General features: G+C 52.4%; 16 protein-coding genes, 2 pseudogenes and 1 riboswitch. Of the genes and pseudogenes, 2 read left to right on the top strand and 16 right to left on the bottom strand.

Going from position 1 to position 18,627, the window contains the following annotated elements; all coding sequences use genetic code 11:
- Positions 1-355: 355 nt before the first annotated feature.
- From purH to purE, 11 genes and pseudogenes are all read right to left on the bottom strand, one after another.
- Positions 356-1,900: pseudogene (gene purH / locus JCM10914_RS25390) on the bottom strand (bifunctional phosphoribosylaminoimidazolecarboxamide formyltransferase/IMP cyclohydrolase).
- 108 nt (positions 1,901-2,008) lie between these two features.
- The gene (gene purN, locus JCM10914_RS25385) at positions 2,009-2,620 is read right to left on the bottom strand and encodes a phosphoribosylglycinamide formyltransferase (RefSeq protein WP_023966345.1); all 612 of its coding nucleotides are present in this window, start codon (positions 2,618-2,620) and stop codon (positions 2,009-2,011) included.
- On the bottom strand, positions 2,620-3,660 hold the full coding sequence (gene purM / locus JCM10914_RS25380; protein ID WP_023966343.1) for a phosphoribosylformylglycinamidine cyclo-ligase: 1,041 nt from the start codon (positions 3,658-3,660) through the stop codon (positions 2,620-2,622). The genes purN and purM overlap by 1 nt, the downstream gene beginning before the upstream one ends.
- Before the next feature lie 122 nt (positions 3,661-3,782).
- Positions 3,783-5,261, bottom strand: a complete 1,479-nt coding sequence (gene purF, locus JCM10914_RS25375) for an amidophosphoribosyltransferase (protein ID WP_023966342.1) — start codon at positions 5,259-5,261, stop codon at positions 3,783-3,785.
- A pseudogene (gene purL / locus JCM10914_RS25370) lies at positions 5,246-7,487 on the bottom strand (phosphoribosylformylglycinamidine synthase subunit PurL). The gene purF and the pseudogene purL overlap by 16 nt, the downstream one beginning before the upstream one ends.
- Entirely contained in the window at positions 7,465-8,154 is a 690-nt protein-coding gene (gene purQ / locus JCM10914_RS25365; protein WP_023966333.1) for a phosphoribosylformylglycinamidine synthase subunit PurQ, read from the bottom strand. Before purQ ends, purL begins: the two are co-directional and overlap by 23 nt.
- 4 nt (positions 8,155-8,158) lie before the next feature.
- On the bottom strand, positions 8,159-8,404 hold the full coding sequence (gene purS, locus JCM10914_RS25360) for a phosphoribosylformylglycinamidine synthase subunit PurS (protein ID WP_023966331.1): 246 nt from the start codon (positions 8,402-8,404) through the stop codon (positions 8,159-8,161).
- 57 nt (positions 8,405-8,461) lie between these two features.
- Positions 8,462-9,352, bottom strand: a complete 891-nt coding sequence (locus tag JCM10914_RS25355) for a phosphoribosylaminoimidazolesuccinocarboxamide synthase (RefSeq protein ID WP_023966329.1) — start codon at positions 9,350-9,352, stop codon at positions 8,462-8,464.
- 298 nt (positions 9,353-9,650) lie between these two features.
- The gene (gene purB, locus JCM10914_RS25350) at positions 9,651-10,946 is read right to left on the bottom strand and encodes an adenylosuccinate lyase (RefSeq protein ID WP_023966327.1); all 1,296 of its coding nucleotides are present in this window, start codon (positions 10,944-10,946) and stop codon (positions 9,651-9,653) included.
- Positions 10,947-10,949: 3 nt separating this feature from the next.
- Entirely contained in the window at positions 10,950-12,137 is a 1,188-nt protein-coding gene (gene purK, locus JCM10914_RS25345; protein ID WP_023966325.1) for a 5-(carboxyamino)imidazole ribonucleotide synthase, read from the bottom strand.
- Positions 12,134-12,619: a 5-(carboxyamino)imidazole ribonucleotide mutase gene (gene purE / locus JCM10914_RS25340; RefSeq protein ID WP_023966323.1), complete on the bottom strand. Its 486-nt coding sequence runs from the start codon at positions 12,617-12,619 to the stop codon at positions 12,134-12,136. Before purE ends, purK begins: the two co-directional genes overlap by 4 nt.
- Before the next feature lie 198 nt (positions 12,620-12,817).
- Positions 12,818-12,919: riboswitch (purine riboswitch) on the bottom strand.
- Between the two features lie 482 nt (positions 12,920-13,401).
- On the opposite strand from purE, the gene JCM10914_RS25335 reads away from it, so the two are divergent.
- Both JCM10914_RS25335 and JCM10914_RS25330 read left to right on the top strand, forming a co-directional pair.
- Positions 13,402-14,172 carry a GNAT family N-acetyltransferase gene (locus tag JCM10914_RS25335; protein WP_023966321.1) on the top strand — a complete coding sequence of 257 codons (771 nt, stop codon included), beginning with the start codon at positions 13,402-13,404 and terminating at the stop codon, positions 14,170-14,172.
- A gap of 20 nt (positions 14,173-14,192) precedes the next feature.
- Positions 14,193-14,810 (top strand): histidine phosphatase family protein, encoded by a 618-nt coding sequence (locus JCM10914_RS25330; protein ID WP_023966319.1) that lies wholly within the window; start codon positions 14,193-14,195, stop codon positions 14,808-14,810.
- A gap of 23 nt (positions 14,811-14,833) precedes the next feature.
- On the opposite strand, the gene JCM10914_RS25325 is transcribed toward JCM10914_RS25330, so the two are convergent.
- From JCM10914_RS25325 to JCM10914_RS25310, 5 genes are all read right to left on the bottom strand, one after another.
- A complete protein-coding gene (locus tag JCM10914_RS25325; protein ID WP_023966317.1) occupies positions 14,834-15,106 on the bottom strand; it encodes a hypothetical protein in 273 nt (90 codons plus the stop codon).
- 100 nt (positions 15,107-15,206) lie between these two features.
- Complete coding sequence (locus JCM10914_RS25320; RefSeq protein WP_023966315.1) at positions 15,207-15,641, bottom strand: universal stress protein; 435 nt, start codon at positions 15,639-15,641, stop codon at positions 15,207-15,209.
- A 125-nt stretch (positions 15,642-15,766) separates the two neighbouring features.
- Complete coding sequence (locus tag JCM10914_RS25315; protein ID WP_023966313.1) at positions 15,767-16,030, bottom strand: DUF1294 domain-containing protein; 264 nt, start codon at positions 16,028-16,030, stop codon at positions 15,767-15,769.
- 201 nt (positions 16,031-16,231) lie between these two features.
- Positions 16,232-16,369, bottom strand: a complete 138-nt coding sequence (locus JCM10914_RS29425; protein ID WP_162834841.1) for a hypothetical protein — start codon at positions 16,367-16,369, stop codon at positions 16,232-16,234.
- A gap of 95 nt (positions 16,370-16,464) precedes the next feature.
- A complete protein-coding gene (locus JCM10914_RS25310; RefSeq protein ID WP_023966311.1) occupies positions 16,465-18,606 on the bottom strand; it encodes a DNA topoisomerase III in 2,142 nt (713 codons plus the stop codon).
- Positions 18,607-18,627: the final 21 nt, after the last annotated feature.

The raw sequence follows: 18,627 nt of genomic DNA, 5'->3' as shown, positions 1-18,627 counted from the left end.
CGGCGCTTTCGCGCTCCATAAGTCCCTCTGAGGGACTTGCTCAGCTCCAAGCAGCGCTTTTGCGCGCCATAAGTCCCTCTGAGGGACTTGCTACGCTCCGAACGGCGCTTTTGCTCACCATAAGTCCCTCTGAGGGACTTGCTCGGACCATCCCCCACTCCAAAAGTGTTCCAATTACGTTACAGTAACAGCTCGCGCCAGCGTAACAGTCTGTCTTGAGCCGGTTCCAGCTCCCCTAAACTTAAAGGCGGCGCCCGCTAAGCGCGGCGTCGCCTCTGTTCTATGTGTTGGATTAAGGTACTCACTCTTGTTACGCCCGAAAGACTGCAACGAGGCCCGTTGTGGCTATCCTTAATTAGTGTTTGAAATGTCTTACGCCGGTGAAGACCATGCGATGCCATTTTCATTGGCTGCTTGATGGATTCCCCATCCTTAATGGAGCCGCCCGGTTGAATGATGGCGGTAATGCCGGCTTTCGCTGCCAGTTCCACCGTATCTCCCATCGGGAAGAATGCATCGGAGGCGAGAATCGCGCCCTGCGCTTTCTCTCCGGCTTGCTCAACCGCAATCCGCGCCGAGCCGACGCGGTTCATCTGGCCTGCACCAACACCGACGGTCATGTTGTCCGCAGCCAGTACGATTGCATTGGACTTCACGTGTTTGACCACCTTCCAGCCGAAGAGCAGTTGCTTCAACTCAGCTTCGGTTGGCTCGCGGTCTGTCACCACCTTCAGGTCGGCCACATCCAGGGAATGCACGTCGCTTTCCTGCACGATCATGCCGCCTTCAATCGTCGTAACGGCAAGCGTGCTCTCACGTTCCTTAGCGGAACCGAACTCGCCCATCTTGAGCAGGCGGATGTTCTTCTTCTTCGTCAGGATCTCCAGCGCTTCCGGCGTGAAATCCGGTGCCAGGATGATCTCCAGGAAGATTTCCTTCAGCAGATCGGCTGTTGGGGCATCAATCGTCCGGTTCGCCGCCACAATGCCGCCGAAGATGGAGGTCGGATCTGCGTTATAGGCTTTTTGATAAGCTTCCAATACGCTAGTGCCGATGCCAACGCCGCAAGGTTCATATGCTTCACGGCCACCACGGTCGGCTCATCAAACTCCTTCACGATCTGCAGGGCCGCATTCGCATCGTTAATGTTGTTATAGGACAGCTCCTTGCCGTGCAACTGCTCGGCTGTCGTCAGGGTACCCGCGGGAGCCAGCGGTTTACGATAGAATGCCGCCTTCTGATGCGGGTTCTCGCCGTAACGAAGATCCTGAATTTTCTCGTACGTCACGCTAAAGCGCTCAGGGAGCGGATCGCCCAACACATTCGACAAATAGTCGGAAATGAGCGTATCGTAAGCCGCCGTATGGCGGAATACCTTGGCAGCCAGACGTTTGCGAGTTTCCAAAGTCGTGTCGCCGCCGCCGCGGATTTCCTCGATTACGTTGCCATAATCCGCCGCATCGACAACCACGCTCACAAAAGCATGGTTTTTTGCCGCCGAGCGCAGCATCGTTGGACCACCAATGTCGATATTTTCGATCGCATCTTCATACTCGACATCCGGCTTCGCAATCGTTTCCTGAAATGGATACAGATTTACGACAACCATATCGATGTAATCGAGACCGAGCTCCTGCATTTGACGCTGATGCTCCTCGCTGTCGCGAATGGCAAGCAAACCGCTGTGCACCGCAGGATGAAGGGTTTTGACACGTCCGTCCAGAATCTCGGGGAATCCAGTCACATCCGAAATACCGATGACAGGAACTCCTTCTTGCGCGAGCAGATTCTTCGTTCCCCCTGTCGAAATGATCTCTACACCCAATGAAGACAACTCGCGGCAAAATTCCACGATGCCGGTTTTATCCGAAACACTGACCAAAGCTCTTTTGATACCCACGTCCATACCCCCTATATATGAATGAAAATGATATAAGCCTGTCTTGATTGCATAAATGCTGTCGAACACCCATAATTGCAAATTATTTCCCGAGAAATATCGAACATGTCACTCGGCAATCGTCACATTCCGCCCATTCAGCGAAATCCGCCTCTGAGCAAACCAGGATACGACTTCCGAGTACAGCTTCTGCTCCACGTTATGAATGCGTTCCGCCAACAATTCCGCAGTATCGCCTTCCTTGATCTCAACCGCCTTCTGGGCAATAACGGGCCCGGTATCCATGCCGCCATCCACGAAATGAACGGTGACTCCGGTCATTTTCACGCCATATGCAAGCGCCTGTCCAATCGCGTCTTTACCTGGAAAAGCAGGCAGCAGGGAAGGATGAATATTGATGATTCGGCCGTTGTAAAATTCCACAAAAGACGGACTTAACAACCGCATATATCCTGCAAGCACAATCAATTCGACACCGCGCTGTTGAAGCTCTGCTGCGATATTCCGTTCATACTCTTCCTTGGAGGCATACTCCTTAGGTTGAAATACAAAGGTATCCACGTTCGCCGCTTTGGCCAGCTCCACGACGGGTGCCTGCGGCTTGTCGCATACCATGAGGCTGAGCTCGCAGCCCAAGGCTCCGCTTACCTGCGCATCCACCAAAGCCTGAAAATTACTGCCTCTTCCGGAAGCAAACACCGCAATCCGAAGCGAACTCATTACACTTCAGCTCCCGTGAAGGTTACGATGCGCTCGCCTTCCGTCACGCGGCCGATTACGTAAGCCTCTTCGCCTGTGGAGCGGAGGAATTGAAGCGCCGCATCGGCATCCTGTTCCTTAACGACAAGAACCATGCCGACTCCCATATTAAATGTCGTAAACATATCTTTGTTCGAGATATTGCCTTTCTCCTGCATCAGCTTAAAGATCGGCAGAATCGGCCAAGCGCCGTATTCAATGTCGACATTGACGCCATCCGGCAGCATGCGCGGAATGTTCTCGATAAATCCGCCGCCCGTAATGTGCGCCATGCCCTTCACTTCGATCTCCTTCAACAAACTAAGCAGCGGCTTCACATATATCTTGGTTGGCGCCAGCAGCACGTCGCCAAGGCGTCCTCCCAATTCGTGAATCTCTTGCTGCAACGAATAGCCTGCATCCTCAAGGAGCAGTTTACGGACAAGCGAGAAACCATTGCTGTGTACGCCGCTGGATGCAAGTCCGATCACCGTGTCGCCTGCCGCGATATTCGACCCGTTGATCATTTTGCTTTTGTCGACAATCCCTACGGTAAAGCCTGCAATGTCATACTCGCCTTCACTGTACATCCCCGGCATCTCCGCTGTTTCCCCGCCGATTAGAGAACAGCCCGCTTGGTTACAACCGTCAGCAATCCCCTTGACGATCGATTCGATCTTGGATGGTATGACCTTGTCACACGCCAAATAGTCGAGAAAAAAGAGCGGTTCGGCGCCTTGCACCACAATATCGTTCACGCACATCGCTACCGCATCAATCCCGATGGTGTCATGTTGATCCATCGCGAATGCGAGCTTCAGCTTTGTGCCGACGCCATCCGTGCCTGAGACGAGTACCGGCTCTTCATATTGGTCTTTATTCAACTTGAACAGTGCGCCAAAACCCCCGAGGTCGGTCATGACTTCCGGTCTGAAAGTCGTTTTGACATGCTTTTTCATCCGCTCTACCGCTTCGTTGCCTGCTGCGATATCCACGCCTGCTTGTTTGTAAGTATCAGACACGCGCTCAACACTCCTTTTTCGTTATGACGAAAGTATCAGTTCAGTTCACACATCATTTATATCCTTAATAGATCATCAGCTTAAAGGGTCAACCTGAGAAAACGTGGCTGTCCACTGCAAAATCAGCAGCTACAGCCCATTTTCTCTTCCCCATTAAAATCAATGGGCGTCGGGTAATCATTGTCGAAGCACGCCATGCACAAACCGCCTTTATGGCTATGCTCATCATAACCGCCAATCGCGGAGATAAGTCCATCCGGGCTCAAGAACGACAAGGAGTCGGCATTGATCTCCCGGCAAATTTCCTCGACGCTTTTTTCAGATGCAATCAGCTCTCTGCGATCCGGTGTATCGATGCCATAAAAGCAAGGATTCTTGAACGGCGGCGACGTAATCCGCACATGCACTTCGGTGGCGCCTGCTTCGCGAAGCAGATTGACGATCCGGCGGGACGTCGTTCCCCGAACGATGGAATCATCGATCATCACCACACGCTTGCCTTCCACCACGCGCCGTACCGCGCTCAGCTTCATCTTGACGCCTTGTTCGCGCAACTCCTGGCTCGGCTGAATGAACGTGCGTCCCGTGTACTTGTTCTTAATCAATCCAAGCTCATACGGAATGCCCGTTTGTTCGGCATAACCGATCGCGGCTGATATGCTGGAATCCGGCACGCCTGTAACCACATCGGCATCCACGAACGATTCCAGGGCCATGACGCTGCCCATCCGCTTGCGGGCCGAATGCAGGTTCGAACCGTTCAGATCACTGTCCGGGCGGGAGAAATAGATATATTCCATTGCGCACAATGCTTTGCGCCCCGGCTCGGTATAACGCTCTTCCCGAAGCCCGTTCTGATCGAGGACCAGCAGTTCCCCGGGAGCGACATCACGAATCGCTTCCGCTCCAATCACTTCCAGCGCGCACGTCTCGGAAGTGAAGATATATGCATCGCCTAGACGTCCCATCGTCAGCGGACGGAGTCCGTTCGGATCCGAAGCGACGAGCAGCTTGTCATTGGTCATGAGCAGGAAAGCAAATCCGCCGACCAGTCGCTGTAATGCATCTTTGGCTGCTTCAACAAAATCTTTAGGCGAACGGGCAATTAAATGCGCAATGACTTCCGTGTCGCTGGTCGTTTGGAAAATGGAACCCTCCATCTCCAGCTCACGCCGAAGCTTCGGTTCATTCACGATGTTGCCGTTCGTAGCAATCGCCAGATTGCCCTCGCGGTATTTGAAGACGAGCGGCTGTGCATTCGTCAGCCGACTGTCGCCGCTGGTCGAATAACGGACATGCCCGATCGACATGTCCCCCTGCAGCGATTCCAGCTTGTCTTTATCAAACACTTCTTTGACAAGCCCCATATCGCGGTGATAATTGAAGTTCTCGCCATCGGCCACGCAGATTCCTGCGCTTTCCTCTCCCCGATGCTGGAGTGCGTGAAGCCCATAATAGGAAAGGGAGGCGGCATCGGGATGCCCAAACACCCCGAATACGCCGCACTCTTCTTTTAATGTATCAAATATATCGCTCTGACCTGTTCCCTCATTGTAGTAATCCCCTGTCCACAGTCCTTCGGGTATCAGTTCATGAGACATGGAATGGCATCCTCCCAGACGGATTTCAAAGCCTCCACGGATTCTTCCAGCGCAGAAGCACCGTTAATGTTAATGCTAAGCTTGCTTCCGCCAACGAAGCCAAGCGCGGTAAATGGAACGCCCGCTTCTTGCAGAAGCTTCTCAAGCGAATTCTTATGATCAGCGGATACCGACAGCACGATCCGGGATTGGCTCTCGCTGAACAGCGCCACATCGCTGCGAAGATCGGTCGACCATTCGACCTCTGCACCAACGTTGCCGCTAATGCAGCTCTCCGCGAGTGCTGCCGCAAGTCCGCCCTCCGACACGTCATGCGCGGATTGTACCAGACCGGATTGGATTGCCTTCAGGACACCGTCAAGCAATCTCTTCTCGGTGCCCAGGTTCAGCTCCGGTGGTCTGCCTTCCGACAACCCGTGAACGACCGCTTGGAACTCGCTGCCGCCCAGTTCGGCATGGGTATCGCCCAGCACATAAATCGCATCGCCTTCCGCTTTGAAGCTTGCGTCGTAATGTGATCCGTATCATGGATCAAACCGACCATGCCGACAACCGGCGTCGGGTAAATCGCGCCCTTGGTGTTCTCGTTGTAGAGACTGACATTTCCGCCGATAACCGGAGTTCCAAGCTCGCGGCAAGCCTCGGCCATGCCGTCCACTGCCTTCTCCATCTGCCAGAAAATCTCCGGCTTCTCCGGACTGCCGAAGTTCAGGTTATCCGTAATCGCAAGCGGTTCTGCGCCGGAACATACGATGTTGCGCGCAGCTTCGCTGACCGCGATTCTGCCGCCCAGCTCCGGATCGAGATAGACATAGCGGCCGTTGCAGTCCGTTGTCATCGCCAGTGCTTTGCGCGTGCCATGCACCGTCACGACAGCGGCATCCGAACCCGGACGAACAGCCGTGCTGGTACGAACCATGTAGTCGTATTGGTTGTATACCCATGCTTTGCTTGCCAGGCTTGGCGAACCCAGCACCTTCTTGAGGGCTCCGCCCAAATCCTTCACTTCTTGGTAACGAAGCGTATCTACGGCAGCTTGCTCTTTATAATAAGCTGGTTCTTGGGATGGTTTGTCATAGATTGGACACTCATCGACGAGTGCTTTCACCGGCATGTCGCCCACCACTTCATCATGGTGGATCAGCTTCAAACGGCCATCGTCGGTCACTTTACCGACCTTAGCGCAGATAACGCCCCAACGGTCGAAGATTTCTTGTGCTTGCGCTTCATGCTTAGGCTCAACCACGAACAGCATCCGTTCCTGAGATTCGGACAGCATCATTTCATACGGAGTCATTCCTTCTTCACGTTGAGGCACTTGGTCCAAGTACAGCTCCAGGCCATTGCCTGCTTTACTTGCCATCTCTGCACTGGAGCAAGTCAATCCAGCTGCGCCCATATCCTGAATGCCGAGCACGATACCGGAATCGATCAGCTCCAGGCATGATTCCATCACCAGCTTCTCCATGAACGGATCGCCGACCTGAACGGCCGTGCGGTTCGCTTCGGACTCCTCCGTCAGCTCAACGGAAGCGAAGGTCGCACCGTGGATGCCATCACGTCCTGTTGGAGGTCCGACATAGAAGACCGGATTGCCTACCCCTTTGGCGACGCCGCGCTGAATTTTGTCATGGTCGATAATGCCGACGCACATCGCATTGACCAGCGGATTGCTTCATAACTCTCATCGAATACAACTTCTCCGCCTACCGTCGGTATGCCGATGCAGTTACCGTAGCCGGCAATACCGGATACTACATGCTCGAACAAATATTTAACGCGATCGCTCTCCAGCTTACCGAAGCGAAGGGAGTTCAGAATCGCTACCGGTCTTGCTCCCATGGAGAAAATATCGCGGATAATGCCGCCCACACCCGTAGCCGCGCCTTGGTAAGGTTCAACAGCGGACGGATGGTTGTGGCTTTCGATCTTGAATACCACCGCTTGGTTATCGCCAATATCAACGATCCCCGCGCCTTCGCCCGGTCCCATCAGGACGCGCGGTCCGCTTGTCGGGAAGCGACGAAGCAGCGGCTTGGAATTTTTGTAAGCACAGTGCTCGGACCACATGACACTGAACACGCCGATTTCCGTATAATTCGGCTTACGTCCCATGAAGGAACAGATCAGCTCATACTCGCTGTCCGAAACTCCCATCTGCTTGTAAATCTGATGCTCTGCGATCTGTTCTGCTGTCGGTTCCTTAACGGACGTTTGCTGCGCCATGAGTATCCCTCCATGCCTGTAATATCGATGTAAACATTGCCTTGCCGTCATCCGAGCCGAGCAGACTGCTCACCGCGCGCTCCGGATGCGGCATCATGCCGATCACGTTGCCGCGCTCGTTGCAGATGCCTGCGATATCCTCTACCGAGCCGTTCGGATTGTCTTGATACGTAAATACGATTTGCCGGTTGTCCCGGAGCTTTTGAAGCGTTTCTTCATCACAGTAATAGTTGCCCTCACCATGTGCGATCGGAATGACGATCTCTTGTCCCTCCGCATAATCGCGCGTAAATGGCGTTGTATTATTGTTCACTTTCAGTACACTGTCATGGCAGCGGAATTTCATCGAATCGTTACGGCGCAGCGCCCCTGGAAGGAGTCCCGCTTCCGTCAAAATCTGAAATCCGTTGCAGATGCCAAGAATATACTTGCCCTCTTCTGCCGCCTTCGCCACTTCACTCATAACCGGGGCGAACCGGGAAATCGCACCACACCGCAGATAATCGCCGTAGGAGAATCCGCCGGGTACCAATATACAATCGTACGGAGTAAGGTCGGTTGCCGTATGCCATACGTAATCCACCGGCTGACCGATTGTCTCTTCTACCGCCTTATAACAGTCAATATCACAATTGGAGCCAGGAAAGACCAGCACTGCAAATCTCATTGGTTTAGCCCTCCAATTCATAACGGTAGTTCTCAACCACCGTATTGGCCAAAAGCTTCTCGCACATTTCTATCACGCGCTGCTCGGCTTCCTCACGGTTGTCCGTACCCAGCTCAAGTTCCATATATTTACCGATTCGCAGACTCTCTACTTCCTTGTATCCGATCGAATGAAGTGCACCTTGCACCGCTACCCCTTGAGGGTCCAATACGCTCTGTTTAATCGTGACGTAGACCTTTGCTTTCAACATTGTTTCCTGTTCCTCCTCGGTATATATGAATGAAATGGTTAAAAAGATCCTTAAGCTTTACAGACTCAATGTCGTGATTCGGCTGTAAATATCGGTGTAGCGGCGCGTCGTCTCCTCCACCACGGCCTGCGGCAGAGGATCGGGCTCACTGTTCTTATCCCAATCGGACGAAGCGAGATACGTGCGCACCGGCTCCTTATCCATGCTGTCAATCTCAATATCGAGCGCATAATTGGCTTCATCCCAGAAACGGGAGGAATCCGGCGTGAAGATCTCATCGATGAGGACAATCTCTCCATTGATCAAACCGAACTCAAACTTGCAGTCGGCCAAAATAATGCCGTGCTTGCTGCAATAGTCGCGGGCGTACTTATAGAGCATCAGGCTGCGATCCTGCAGCTGCAGCGCCAGCTCCTCGCCGACAAGCTCCTTCATCCGGTCAAGCGAAATATCTTCATCATGACCGACATCGTTCTTGGCGGCCGGTGTGAAGATCGGCTCAGGAAAAGCCTCATTCTTGCGCAGGCCCTCCGGCAGCTTAATGCCGTTAACCTCACCCGTCGACTGGTACTGCCGCCAGCCGCCGCCAGTGATATACCCCCGGACGACGCATTCAATATCGATGCGTTCGGCCCTGCGGCACACCATGATTCGTCCATCCAGCAGCGTCTTATCCTTGACGGCATCGCCCAGGAGATCCACATCGGTATGCACGACATGATTGCTGATGAGCTCCTTCGTTTGTTCAAACCAGAAAGCGCTCAGCTTGTTCAGCACGGTTCCTTTGGCCGGTACAGGCGGCTCCAGCACATAGTCAAAAGCGGAAATACGGTCGGTGACTACGATGAGTACATGCTCCCCCAAGTCGTACAATTCACGAACCTTGCCCTTGTACAGCAGCGGTACGTTGACCAGATGGGTGGCGGTCGATAATGCCGGTAATGTCATGTGTTCCTCCCCTTGGGGCGACGTGTATCTCGGTCCCGAGAACTGTCGCTCCCTATATTTCTGTCGGATGAAAAATGGACTGCTCCGTATCATGTTAAAGATGCAGCTTGTTCATCACTACGAATGCGGATTGTTTTTCCGATCCCTGTTGCCCCCAGATTTATTATGAATTTTATTAATTATGTTTAAATCCGGGGGCAAAGGGGACCGCTCGCGCTTCTCCAAAACAATTCCGCCTTCTCCGTTGTAGCGATTCTCAAGTTCATAGAGCCTTCAGTCGCTAATATAAATTTCTTAACTACTCCAACCCCAGCTTGGCAAAAATCGTATCCACGTGCTTCAGGTGCCAGCTTGGATTAAATGCATCCTCAATCTCCGCAGCGCTGAGCACCTCGGTGATCTCAGGCGTCGCTTCCACGATCTCGCGGAATTGGCGCTGCTCTTCCCATGCCTGCATGGCGCGAGGCTGAACGGTATCGTAGGCTTGCTCGCGGCTAAAGCCTTTGTCGATCAACTTCGTCAGGATGCGGCCCGAGAATGGAACGCCGTAGGTGCGAGCCATGTTGCGCTTCATGTTCTCCGGGAAGACCGTCAGGTTCTTCACGATGTTGCCGAAGCGGTTCAGCATGTAGTTCAGCAGCATCGTGGCATCCGGCAGGATGATACGCTCTACTGAAGAATGGGAGATGTCACGCTCATGCCAGAGTGGCACGTTCTCGTATGCAGACACCATATGACCGCGAATGACGCGCGCCAGGCCCGAGATGTTCTCCGATCCGATCGGATTGCGTTTGTGCGGCATCGCGGAGGAGCCTTTTTGCCCTTTAGCGAATGCTTCTTCTACCTCGCGAACCTCACTCTTCTGCAGCGCCCGGACTTCTGTAGCAAATTTCTCAAGGGATGTAGCGATGAGGGCAAGGGTAGCCATATATTCGGCATGACGGTCACGCTGCAGCGTCTGGGTCGAGATCGGTGCTGCTTTTGTACCAAGCTTGCGGCATACGAATTCTTCCACGGAAGGATCGATGTTCGCATACGTTCCAACCGCACCCGAGATTTTACCGTATTGCACGCCGTCTGCCGCATGACGGAAACGCTCCAGGTTGCGGATCATCTCTTCATGCCACAGCGCCATTTTCAGACCAAAGGTTGTAGGCTCTGCATGCACGCCATGCGTTCTGCCCATCATCGGGGTATGCTTGTAGGCCAGTGCTTTCTCTTTCAAAATGCCGACAAAACGCAGGATGTCCTGCTCCAAAATATCGTTGGCCTGCTTGAGCAGATATCCCGTCGCGGTGTCCACCACGTCCGTCGAAGTCAAGCCGTAGTGGACCCACTTGCGCTCCTCGCCCAGGCTTTCCGATACGGCGCGGGTAAAGGCGATGACATCATGGCGCGTTTCCTGCTCAATCTCGTATATCCGGTCGATATCAAAAGTTGCATTCTGGCGAAGCTTAACGGTGTCTTCCTGCGGAATGACGCCAAGATCTGCCCATGCCTCGCATGCGCACAGTTCCACTTCCAGCCACGCTCTGAATTTGTTCTCCTCGGTCCAAATCGCCCGCATTTCCGGTCTGCTGTAACGTTCAATCATCGTTTAATCCTGCCTCCAAATATTCATTTTCTCTACCCATTCCAGCGCAGCTTCTACATCCCCGCACAAAAGGTTAATATGTCCCATCTTGCGATTATGCTTCGCCTCATGCTTGCCGTACAAATGAAGTTTCGGTACAACACCCAGAGACTCTGCAAGCTCGTCTTCATTAGCGAAGCTTCGCACCGCTTCTGCCAGATGCTGACCAAGTACGTTCACCATGACAACCGGGCTTAACAGCGTAGTGTCCCCGAGCGGCAAATCGCATATGGCTCTTACATGCTGCTCGAATTGGGACGTTGAGCACGCCTCCATCGTATAGTGGCCTGAGTTATGCGGACGAGGCGCCAGCTCGTTCACATACAGCTCGCCATCCTCGGTCACGAACATCTCCACGGCCAGCAGGCCTACCGCCCCCAAGCCTTCAGCCACGCGTTCGGCGAGCTGACAGGCTTTACGTTGAACTTCGTTCGATACACGCGCAGGCACAATCGACAAATGCAAAATATTGTTGACGTGCACGTTCTCTGCCGGCGGAAAGCTCTTCACGATGCCGCTGGGCGTACGTGCGGCGATCACCGAAATCTCGCACGCAAACTTGACGAACTTCTCCAATACGAGCTCCGTGTTGCTGGCTGCCAGCTCCTTGTAAGCTGGCTCCAATTCATCCTCGCTGCGGAGAACCGCTTGCCCTTTACCATCATAACCTCCCATGGCGGTCTTAAGCACGCATGGAAGGCCAAGCTCGGTGGCGGCGGATTGCAAATCTGCAAGGCTTGTTATTTCACGATACGGTGCAACCGGCACGCCAGCAGCTTCTATCGCCGCCTTCTCGCGCAAACGATGCTGCGTGGTATACAGCAGTTTGCTTCCTTGCGGAACATAAGACTGTTCCTCCAGAAGCTTGGCTACGCCCGCATCGACATTTTCGAATTCGTACGTAATGACATCGGCTTTCGCCGCTAATTGCCGAGCTGCCTCTACATCGTCATAACCGGCGGTAAGCTGCTCGGCTATCTGGCCCAGCGGGGAGTTCGGCGTGGGATCCAGCGTGACGAACGAATAACCCAAGCGGATGCCCTCGAGCGCAATCATCCGTCCGAGCTGGCCTCCGCCGAGAACACCGATCACGGAACCTGGCAAAAGCTTGCTGACGGCGAGCGAGTTCTGCTGTACTCCGTTCCCCATCATAAGTTATTGCTGCTTTCCAGCACTTCGTCGCGGATGCGGTCGCGGCGTGCTTGTACTCTTCCACGGACTCCCTCATCTGAAGTGCCCAGAATTTGAGCGGCGAGCAGGCCTGCGTTCGTGGCGCCCGCTTTTCCGATGGCTACGGTAGCTACGGGAATGCCGCCCGGCATTTGCACGATGGACAGTAACGAATCAAGGCCGTTTAAGGCTTTGGATTGCACCGGCACCCCGATCACCGGTAAGACGGTCTTGGATGCGACCATCCCCGGCAAGTGGGCCGCGCCGCCTGCGCCTGCGATGATAACGTGAATCCCGCGCTCCACCGCTTCTTCTGCATAACGAAACATCAGGTCTGGTGTTCGGTGAGCGGATACGACTTTTTTCTCATAAGGAATTTCCAGCTCCTCCAGCACTTCACACGCATGGGACATCGTCTCCCAATCCGACTGGCTTCCCATAATGACTCCTACTTGCGCTGCCATGAGTTACCCCCGCTTTCTTATTGTCGTGTCGATTGAATAAAAAAAGTCCGATCCCGTAAACACAATCACTGTGCAGGTTTCAGACATACCAGGGATTACGAACGCTGCCTCTCTAAGTCCTAAGACGTTCTCTTAAGAACAGAAAAACCCGTGCATGTCTGCCACAGAGGCAAACATCAAGCAGGCCCCATCCTTAACGCACCGTTTGTATTCCCTCGTAGTCCGAAAATTCACGGTTTTCGGGTAGAGACTTCCGGGCCATATTCCCGGGGTTATACGAGTTATATTAAATTTCATGTAATCACGTGCTTTACGTTCATTTGAACCACTTTCCTCCTCAGTTTATCAATTTCTGACACCTGATGTCAACCTAAACACGAACATTCAGAATTATGTAAAAAATAATGTTCGTATCTAGCGAGTGAGCATGAAGGCACCAAAACTAAACATGAATGATAGGACAACCGCTCCGCAGACGTATCGTGATTCCGATCGCTGTTAAACACGGGAAACTGGACTTATGCAAATAATAGGATGTTTCCCGTGTTTAAAGGCGAACGCTATCGCTTCTCCATCCACGATTCGTCTGCTCCGCTGGACGCTACCTTGAGAACTTTTGCTGCTTCATAAGTGGGTGGGTAAGGGAAAGGTCTCGCACCATAAACCTGGTGCGAATCCATAGCAAGCATGAGAATTAAACAAAAGCAACAGCAAAAATAAAAAGGGATCACTACCCCCTAAATTGAATAGTTATATAGATTAATGCACGGGAGGAACACAACTTGGAACAAGTTGAACTAGTCGAATTAGGTACTGCTTTATTAGAGGGAACCGGCAGTTACTGTCTTAGAAGCAAGAAGAGCAATGCGGGGTACGTCAAAAAAAACAAGTGGCTGACCGATCGGTTTGAAGAGGGGCTGAAGTATGTTCAGTTGTTCGAGAATCAAAAACAAGTCGGTTTTATTGAATATACGGCGGCGGAATTCTCGTCTCGTGTCGTGTATGCTGAGCATTATCTCATCATCCATTGTCTATGGGTCAGCACCACGGGCAAAGGTCACGGTACGGCACTCATCCACAAATGTATCGATGACGCCCGCCTGGCCGGCAAACATGGGGTTGCTGTCGTCACCAACTCGACGACGTCGTGGACGCCTAGCCAGAATATTTTTCTCAAGAACGGTTTCATGCAGGCGGATACGGCTCCATTCGGTTTTGAACTGCTGGTCTATAAATTTAACGATCAATCGGACTCTCCCTCTTTTCCGACCAATTGGGAGGGGCGCGCTCGGTCCTTCGATAAGCTGACCATCCTTCGTTCGTTCCAATGCCCTTATGTGGAGATTGCCACATCCAATGTTCTGGAAGGTGCGGAGCGACTGGGAATCGAAGCAGACATTTACGATTTGCAGAATCGGGAAGAGTTAATGCGATTATCGCCCACGCCATACGGCATTTATTCCGTTGTATATCGCGGGCAGCTAGTCGCCTTTCATAGATTAACCGTGCACTCCGTGATCAAACGATTAAAGCAGATTCATGCAACCACTTAAACCGAACAGGAGGACTTAGAATGGCTATTTATCTTGCAAGGCATGGGCAGGATGATGAAAGATATCGCGGCGGCTGGAGCCGGCGCGGGCTTATCGAGGAAGGTATTCGCCAATCCGAGCGTTTGGGGCAGTATTTAGCGGACAGGAGTCACGACTACCCAATCAACCGAATCGTCAGCAGCGATCTATCCAGAGCCCAACAAACGGCTGCTATCATTGCCGACAAGCTTGGGATTGTCTCAACAAGTTCCGAGTCTTGGCGGGAGACGAATAACGGCCTGCTGGCCGGCATGCCCCACTCGCTCGCAGAAGAGAACTACCCCGGGTTATCTTTCTCAAGTTTGGATATGGATGAGAGATACCCCGGGGGGGAGAGTCCGCGAGAGAACTTCGAACGTATTCAGGCAGCGTTCACGAGATTGTGTCACCATCAGCAATCGGCGGATCCGGATGATAATATCCTGGTGATCACGCATGGCGGCGTCATTAATATCATCTACCACATCATAAAGAACGTGGAATGGAGCAACAAGAACGCCTTCTATCCCGCGGGCAAGACGGGGCTCCACAAAATGGAGTACCGCGATGGCAAGTGGGCGTTTACATTGGAGAATTCAACCAATCACCTTCAGGCATAATTCTGAATCATCCTTTAGACGACTCACTCGCTCTTTACGGCATCTACATATTGCTTAGCTTCAATTAATGACAATCCCAGCTGTTCTCGCACTAATTTTATGGCCCTAACCTCCTGCCCATCAGCCAAAAGCGTGCGGACCTCCTCATTTACCGGGTGCTCTGGTACTTCCAATTGACTAGCGATTTGGTTTAACGTGAACTGCTGCTGGTTCATCCGCTTTTCCATCGCGGTCATTCGACTGGAGAACATGAGACCCACCAAGACGATCAGAATAATAAGAATAACAAATTCCATGTAATCCCTCCTTGAACGATTAACGCCCTAAATAATACAAAGTAATGCCCATGATGGGCATTACTTTGTATTTATCCTCATTAGATTAACTTACCTATTCCTATTTCACGACCAATACCGGCACCGTAGCATGCTGCACCACATTGTGGCTGACGCTTCCGAGCACGAACTCCCGTATTCCGCCAAGTCCGCGACTGCCGATGATGATCAGGTCACAGTCGTTCTGCTCGGCATATTCCAGGACAACCTCTGCGGGAGGTCCCTGAATCATCTCAACCTTCCCGTTCACGCCCGAATTCTCAATCCGCCCGCGGATATCCTCTGTCGTCTGAACGGCAATATCATAAACATCTTTATTAAGCGATGCCGGGATCGGAGCAAGACCTTCTCCTACAAAAAAACGCGGGAAATCATAAGCATGGATCACATGAAGCGATGCCCCTGGCGTTACCTTGGTCAGCTCGACCGCACGTCCGAGCGCCTTATTCGCTGCCTTGGAACCGTCGTAAGCAAGAAGAATTTTCGTAAACAGCATACAGGCCACCTCTTTCTAGAACGAATATGTAACATACCCTACTACTTCATAATTAACCATCTTCGATCTGAAGTGAAACGAATGAAAGAGCTTGCTGAAGTAAATATCATTATGTAATTAATGACTTATAACCAAAAGTATGCGTATAAAGCGGCGTTTACCGACAACAACAACGGCACACCGATTTTGAACGATAAATGTCTCGTTTTATGACGTTTGCGATACATTCCGACCCATATTCCCAGAGCACCGCCCACCGCAGCGAGCAGAAAAAGCGTTCGCTCCGGGACCCGCTCCCGTCCCAACCGGGCACGGCGTTTGTCCTCGGACATCACCAAGTAAGCTACGGCATTAATAAAAATAAACCATACGATCAGCGCAGGTCTCATTCGTTGCTTGAGCCTCCTTCAAGCGGTCAAATACTATAGTTGCATAACCACATTTACAGTTATTATAAAACTGCCTGCAGGTGGAAAACAACGTCCTTCCGGGACAACTCGCCTGATCGATTACATGAATGCCATGCGAGAACAGGTTATTCACTCGTTCTCACATGGTATTCATCATAAGATGCCAACATATCGTATGACTTATGATTCTTCTTTGGAGATTTCATTCAGGCTGGGAACGTAATCAGCAGCCTTGGTCGGTTTCAAGGTTTTGCTTTCCTCGAGAATGCTGGACTTGTTTTGCTGGTTCTCCGTCTTTCTCGCTTTGTGTTTCGGCATGAATTTCACCCCCTGTTCGTAGAATGATCCATTCTACCGGAGGTTATGCTCGTTTTCCGCAAGTATTGAACGTTAATCCGGATTGTAACTCTCCGTTATTTTTTCTCTTTCTGTTCCAGGGCAGCCTTTAGCAAGTCACCCAGGTTCGAGCCAATGGACTCTGGTTTGCTATACTGCTGAACGAGTTTTCGCTCCTCACGTTTGTTCACATGCTTCGCGTCCTTGTTTAGCGTCTCTGTAATGCCGCAGCCCAGACATTGCACGAACATACCCGCCTTGCCTTCCTTCATCTCCATTTTCTTGTGGCACTGCGGACAGCGACGACTGGACAGGCGCTTCTCTCCGGAACGCTTATATCCGCAGTCCTCACTAGGGCAGACGAGAAGCTTGCCGCGCTTCGTCTTCTTCTCCAACAGTCGAGTGCCGCAATCCGGACAATGGCTGTTCGATACGTTATGCGGCTTGTACTCCACTTCGCTTCCCTTGACGTCCGTAACCAGCTTCTTCGTCATATCACGGATACCTTGAAGGAACGGCCCCGGTTTGCCTTGACCCTTCGCGATCCGCTCCAGTTCGCCTTCCCAGCGGGCGGTTAGTTCTGGTGTTCGCAGTTCTGGAGCTACCAACTCAATGAGTTGCTTGCCTTTTCCTGTTGGGTGCAGCGTCGGTCCCTGGCGCTCGATCGTATCCGAGCTGATGAGTTTCTCAATGATATCGGCCCGGGTAGCAGGTGTTCCTAGCCCATGCTTCTCCATTTGGGAGAGCAGCGCTGCTTCGTTGTAACGTTTTGGCGGCTGGGTTCTGCCTGGTTTCAGCACAACACGGACTGCCTTCACAGACTCCCCTTCTTTTAACTCCGGCAGCAGCTTTCCTGAAGCAGCACCTTGCCCCGGAGCATCGTCCGACTCGTCTTCACTGTCATCGTCATAATCGCCGCCGTACACTTCACGCCAACCACTGTCTTTGATCGTGGTCCCTTTTGCATAGAAAGACTCTCCTGCGATCTGCACGGTCACTGAGACGTTATCGTATCGGGCCGGCGGATAGAACAGACTGATAAACCGGCGCACGATGAGATCGTACAGCTTGCGCTCCTCCGCGGATAGCTGGTTCAGCAGCACCGTCTGCTCTGTCGGGATAATGGCATGATGATCGGTTACCTTGCTATCATCTACCACTCTTTTACCTGGAGACAGGTTCTTGCGTAGCAGCGGACGAGCCAAGGAAGCATAAGGTCCAATCGCAATACTCGATAGTCTTTCCTTCAACGTTCCAACCATATCCGATGTCAGGTAGCGGCTGTCTGTACGCGGATACGTGACCAGCTTATGCTGCTCATACAGACGCTGCAGCACATTGGAGGTCTGTTTGGCTGAGAAGCCGAATCGACGGTTCGCGTCTCGCTGCAGTTCCGTCAGATCGTACGCCAGCGGATGCGGCTCATTATTCTCACTCTTCTTCACACTGGTTATTTTGCCGCCGCTTCCTTCTACCTTCTGTTTCAACTGGGCGGCCTTGTCCTTCTCAAACAGACGTCCATCTCCGCCAGATGCCCGCCATGAAGCTTCGAAGCTCCCCAGATCGACCTGTAACGTCTCATACTCTTGGGAACGGAAATTCAAGATTTCCTTCTCCCGGTCCATAATCATGCCGAGAGTTGGGGTTTGAACTCGGCCAGCTGACAGTTGTGCATTAAACTTCGTGGTCAGCGCCCTTGTCACGTTAAGGCCAACCATCCAGTCCGCTTCCGCCCGGCAGCGTGCAGACTCATACAGGCGGTCGAATTGCTGGCCCGGCTTGAGTGAAGCAAATCCCTCTTTAATCGCCTTATCGGTCTGCGACGAAATCCACAGCCGTTTGAACGGCTTGTTCCACTTCGCCATCTGCAGAATCCAGCGGGCCAACAGTTCACCCTCTCGTGCTGCGTCAGTCGCAATGATCAGCTCACCTACATCCTGACGTTTCATGAGATGCTGCACCGTTTTGAACTGATGACTGGTTTCTCGCAGCACCTTAAGTCTGGACTTGTCAGGCAGAATCGGTAGATCCTCGAGTGCCCACGTCTGGTATTTCTTATCGTAGTCCTCCGGCTCTGCTAAGCCTACTAAGTGGCCAAGTGCCCATGTCACAACATATTTCGGTCCTTCAAAATAACTCTTCTGCTTATTATGACTGCCCATGACCCGGGCGATTTCCTTGGCTACGGACGGTTTCTCTGCTAACACTAATACCTTCATAACTCTCCCCTTCCTCTATAG

It is taken from the genome of Paenibacillus sp. JCM 10914, assembly GCF_001315105.1.
GTDB lineage: Bacteria > Bacillota > Bacilli > Paenibacillales > Paenibacillaceae > Paenibacillus_AQ.
Note: the sequence above shows the minus strand (reverse complement) of the source record. Positions and strands in the feature narration are given on the sequence as shown.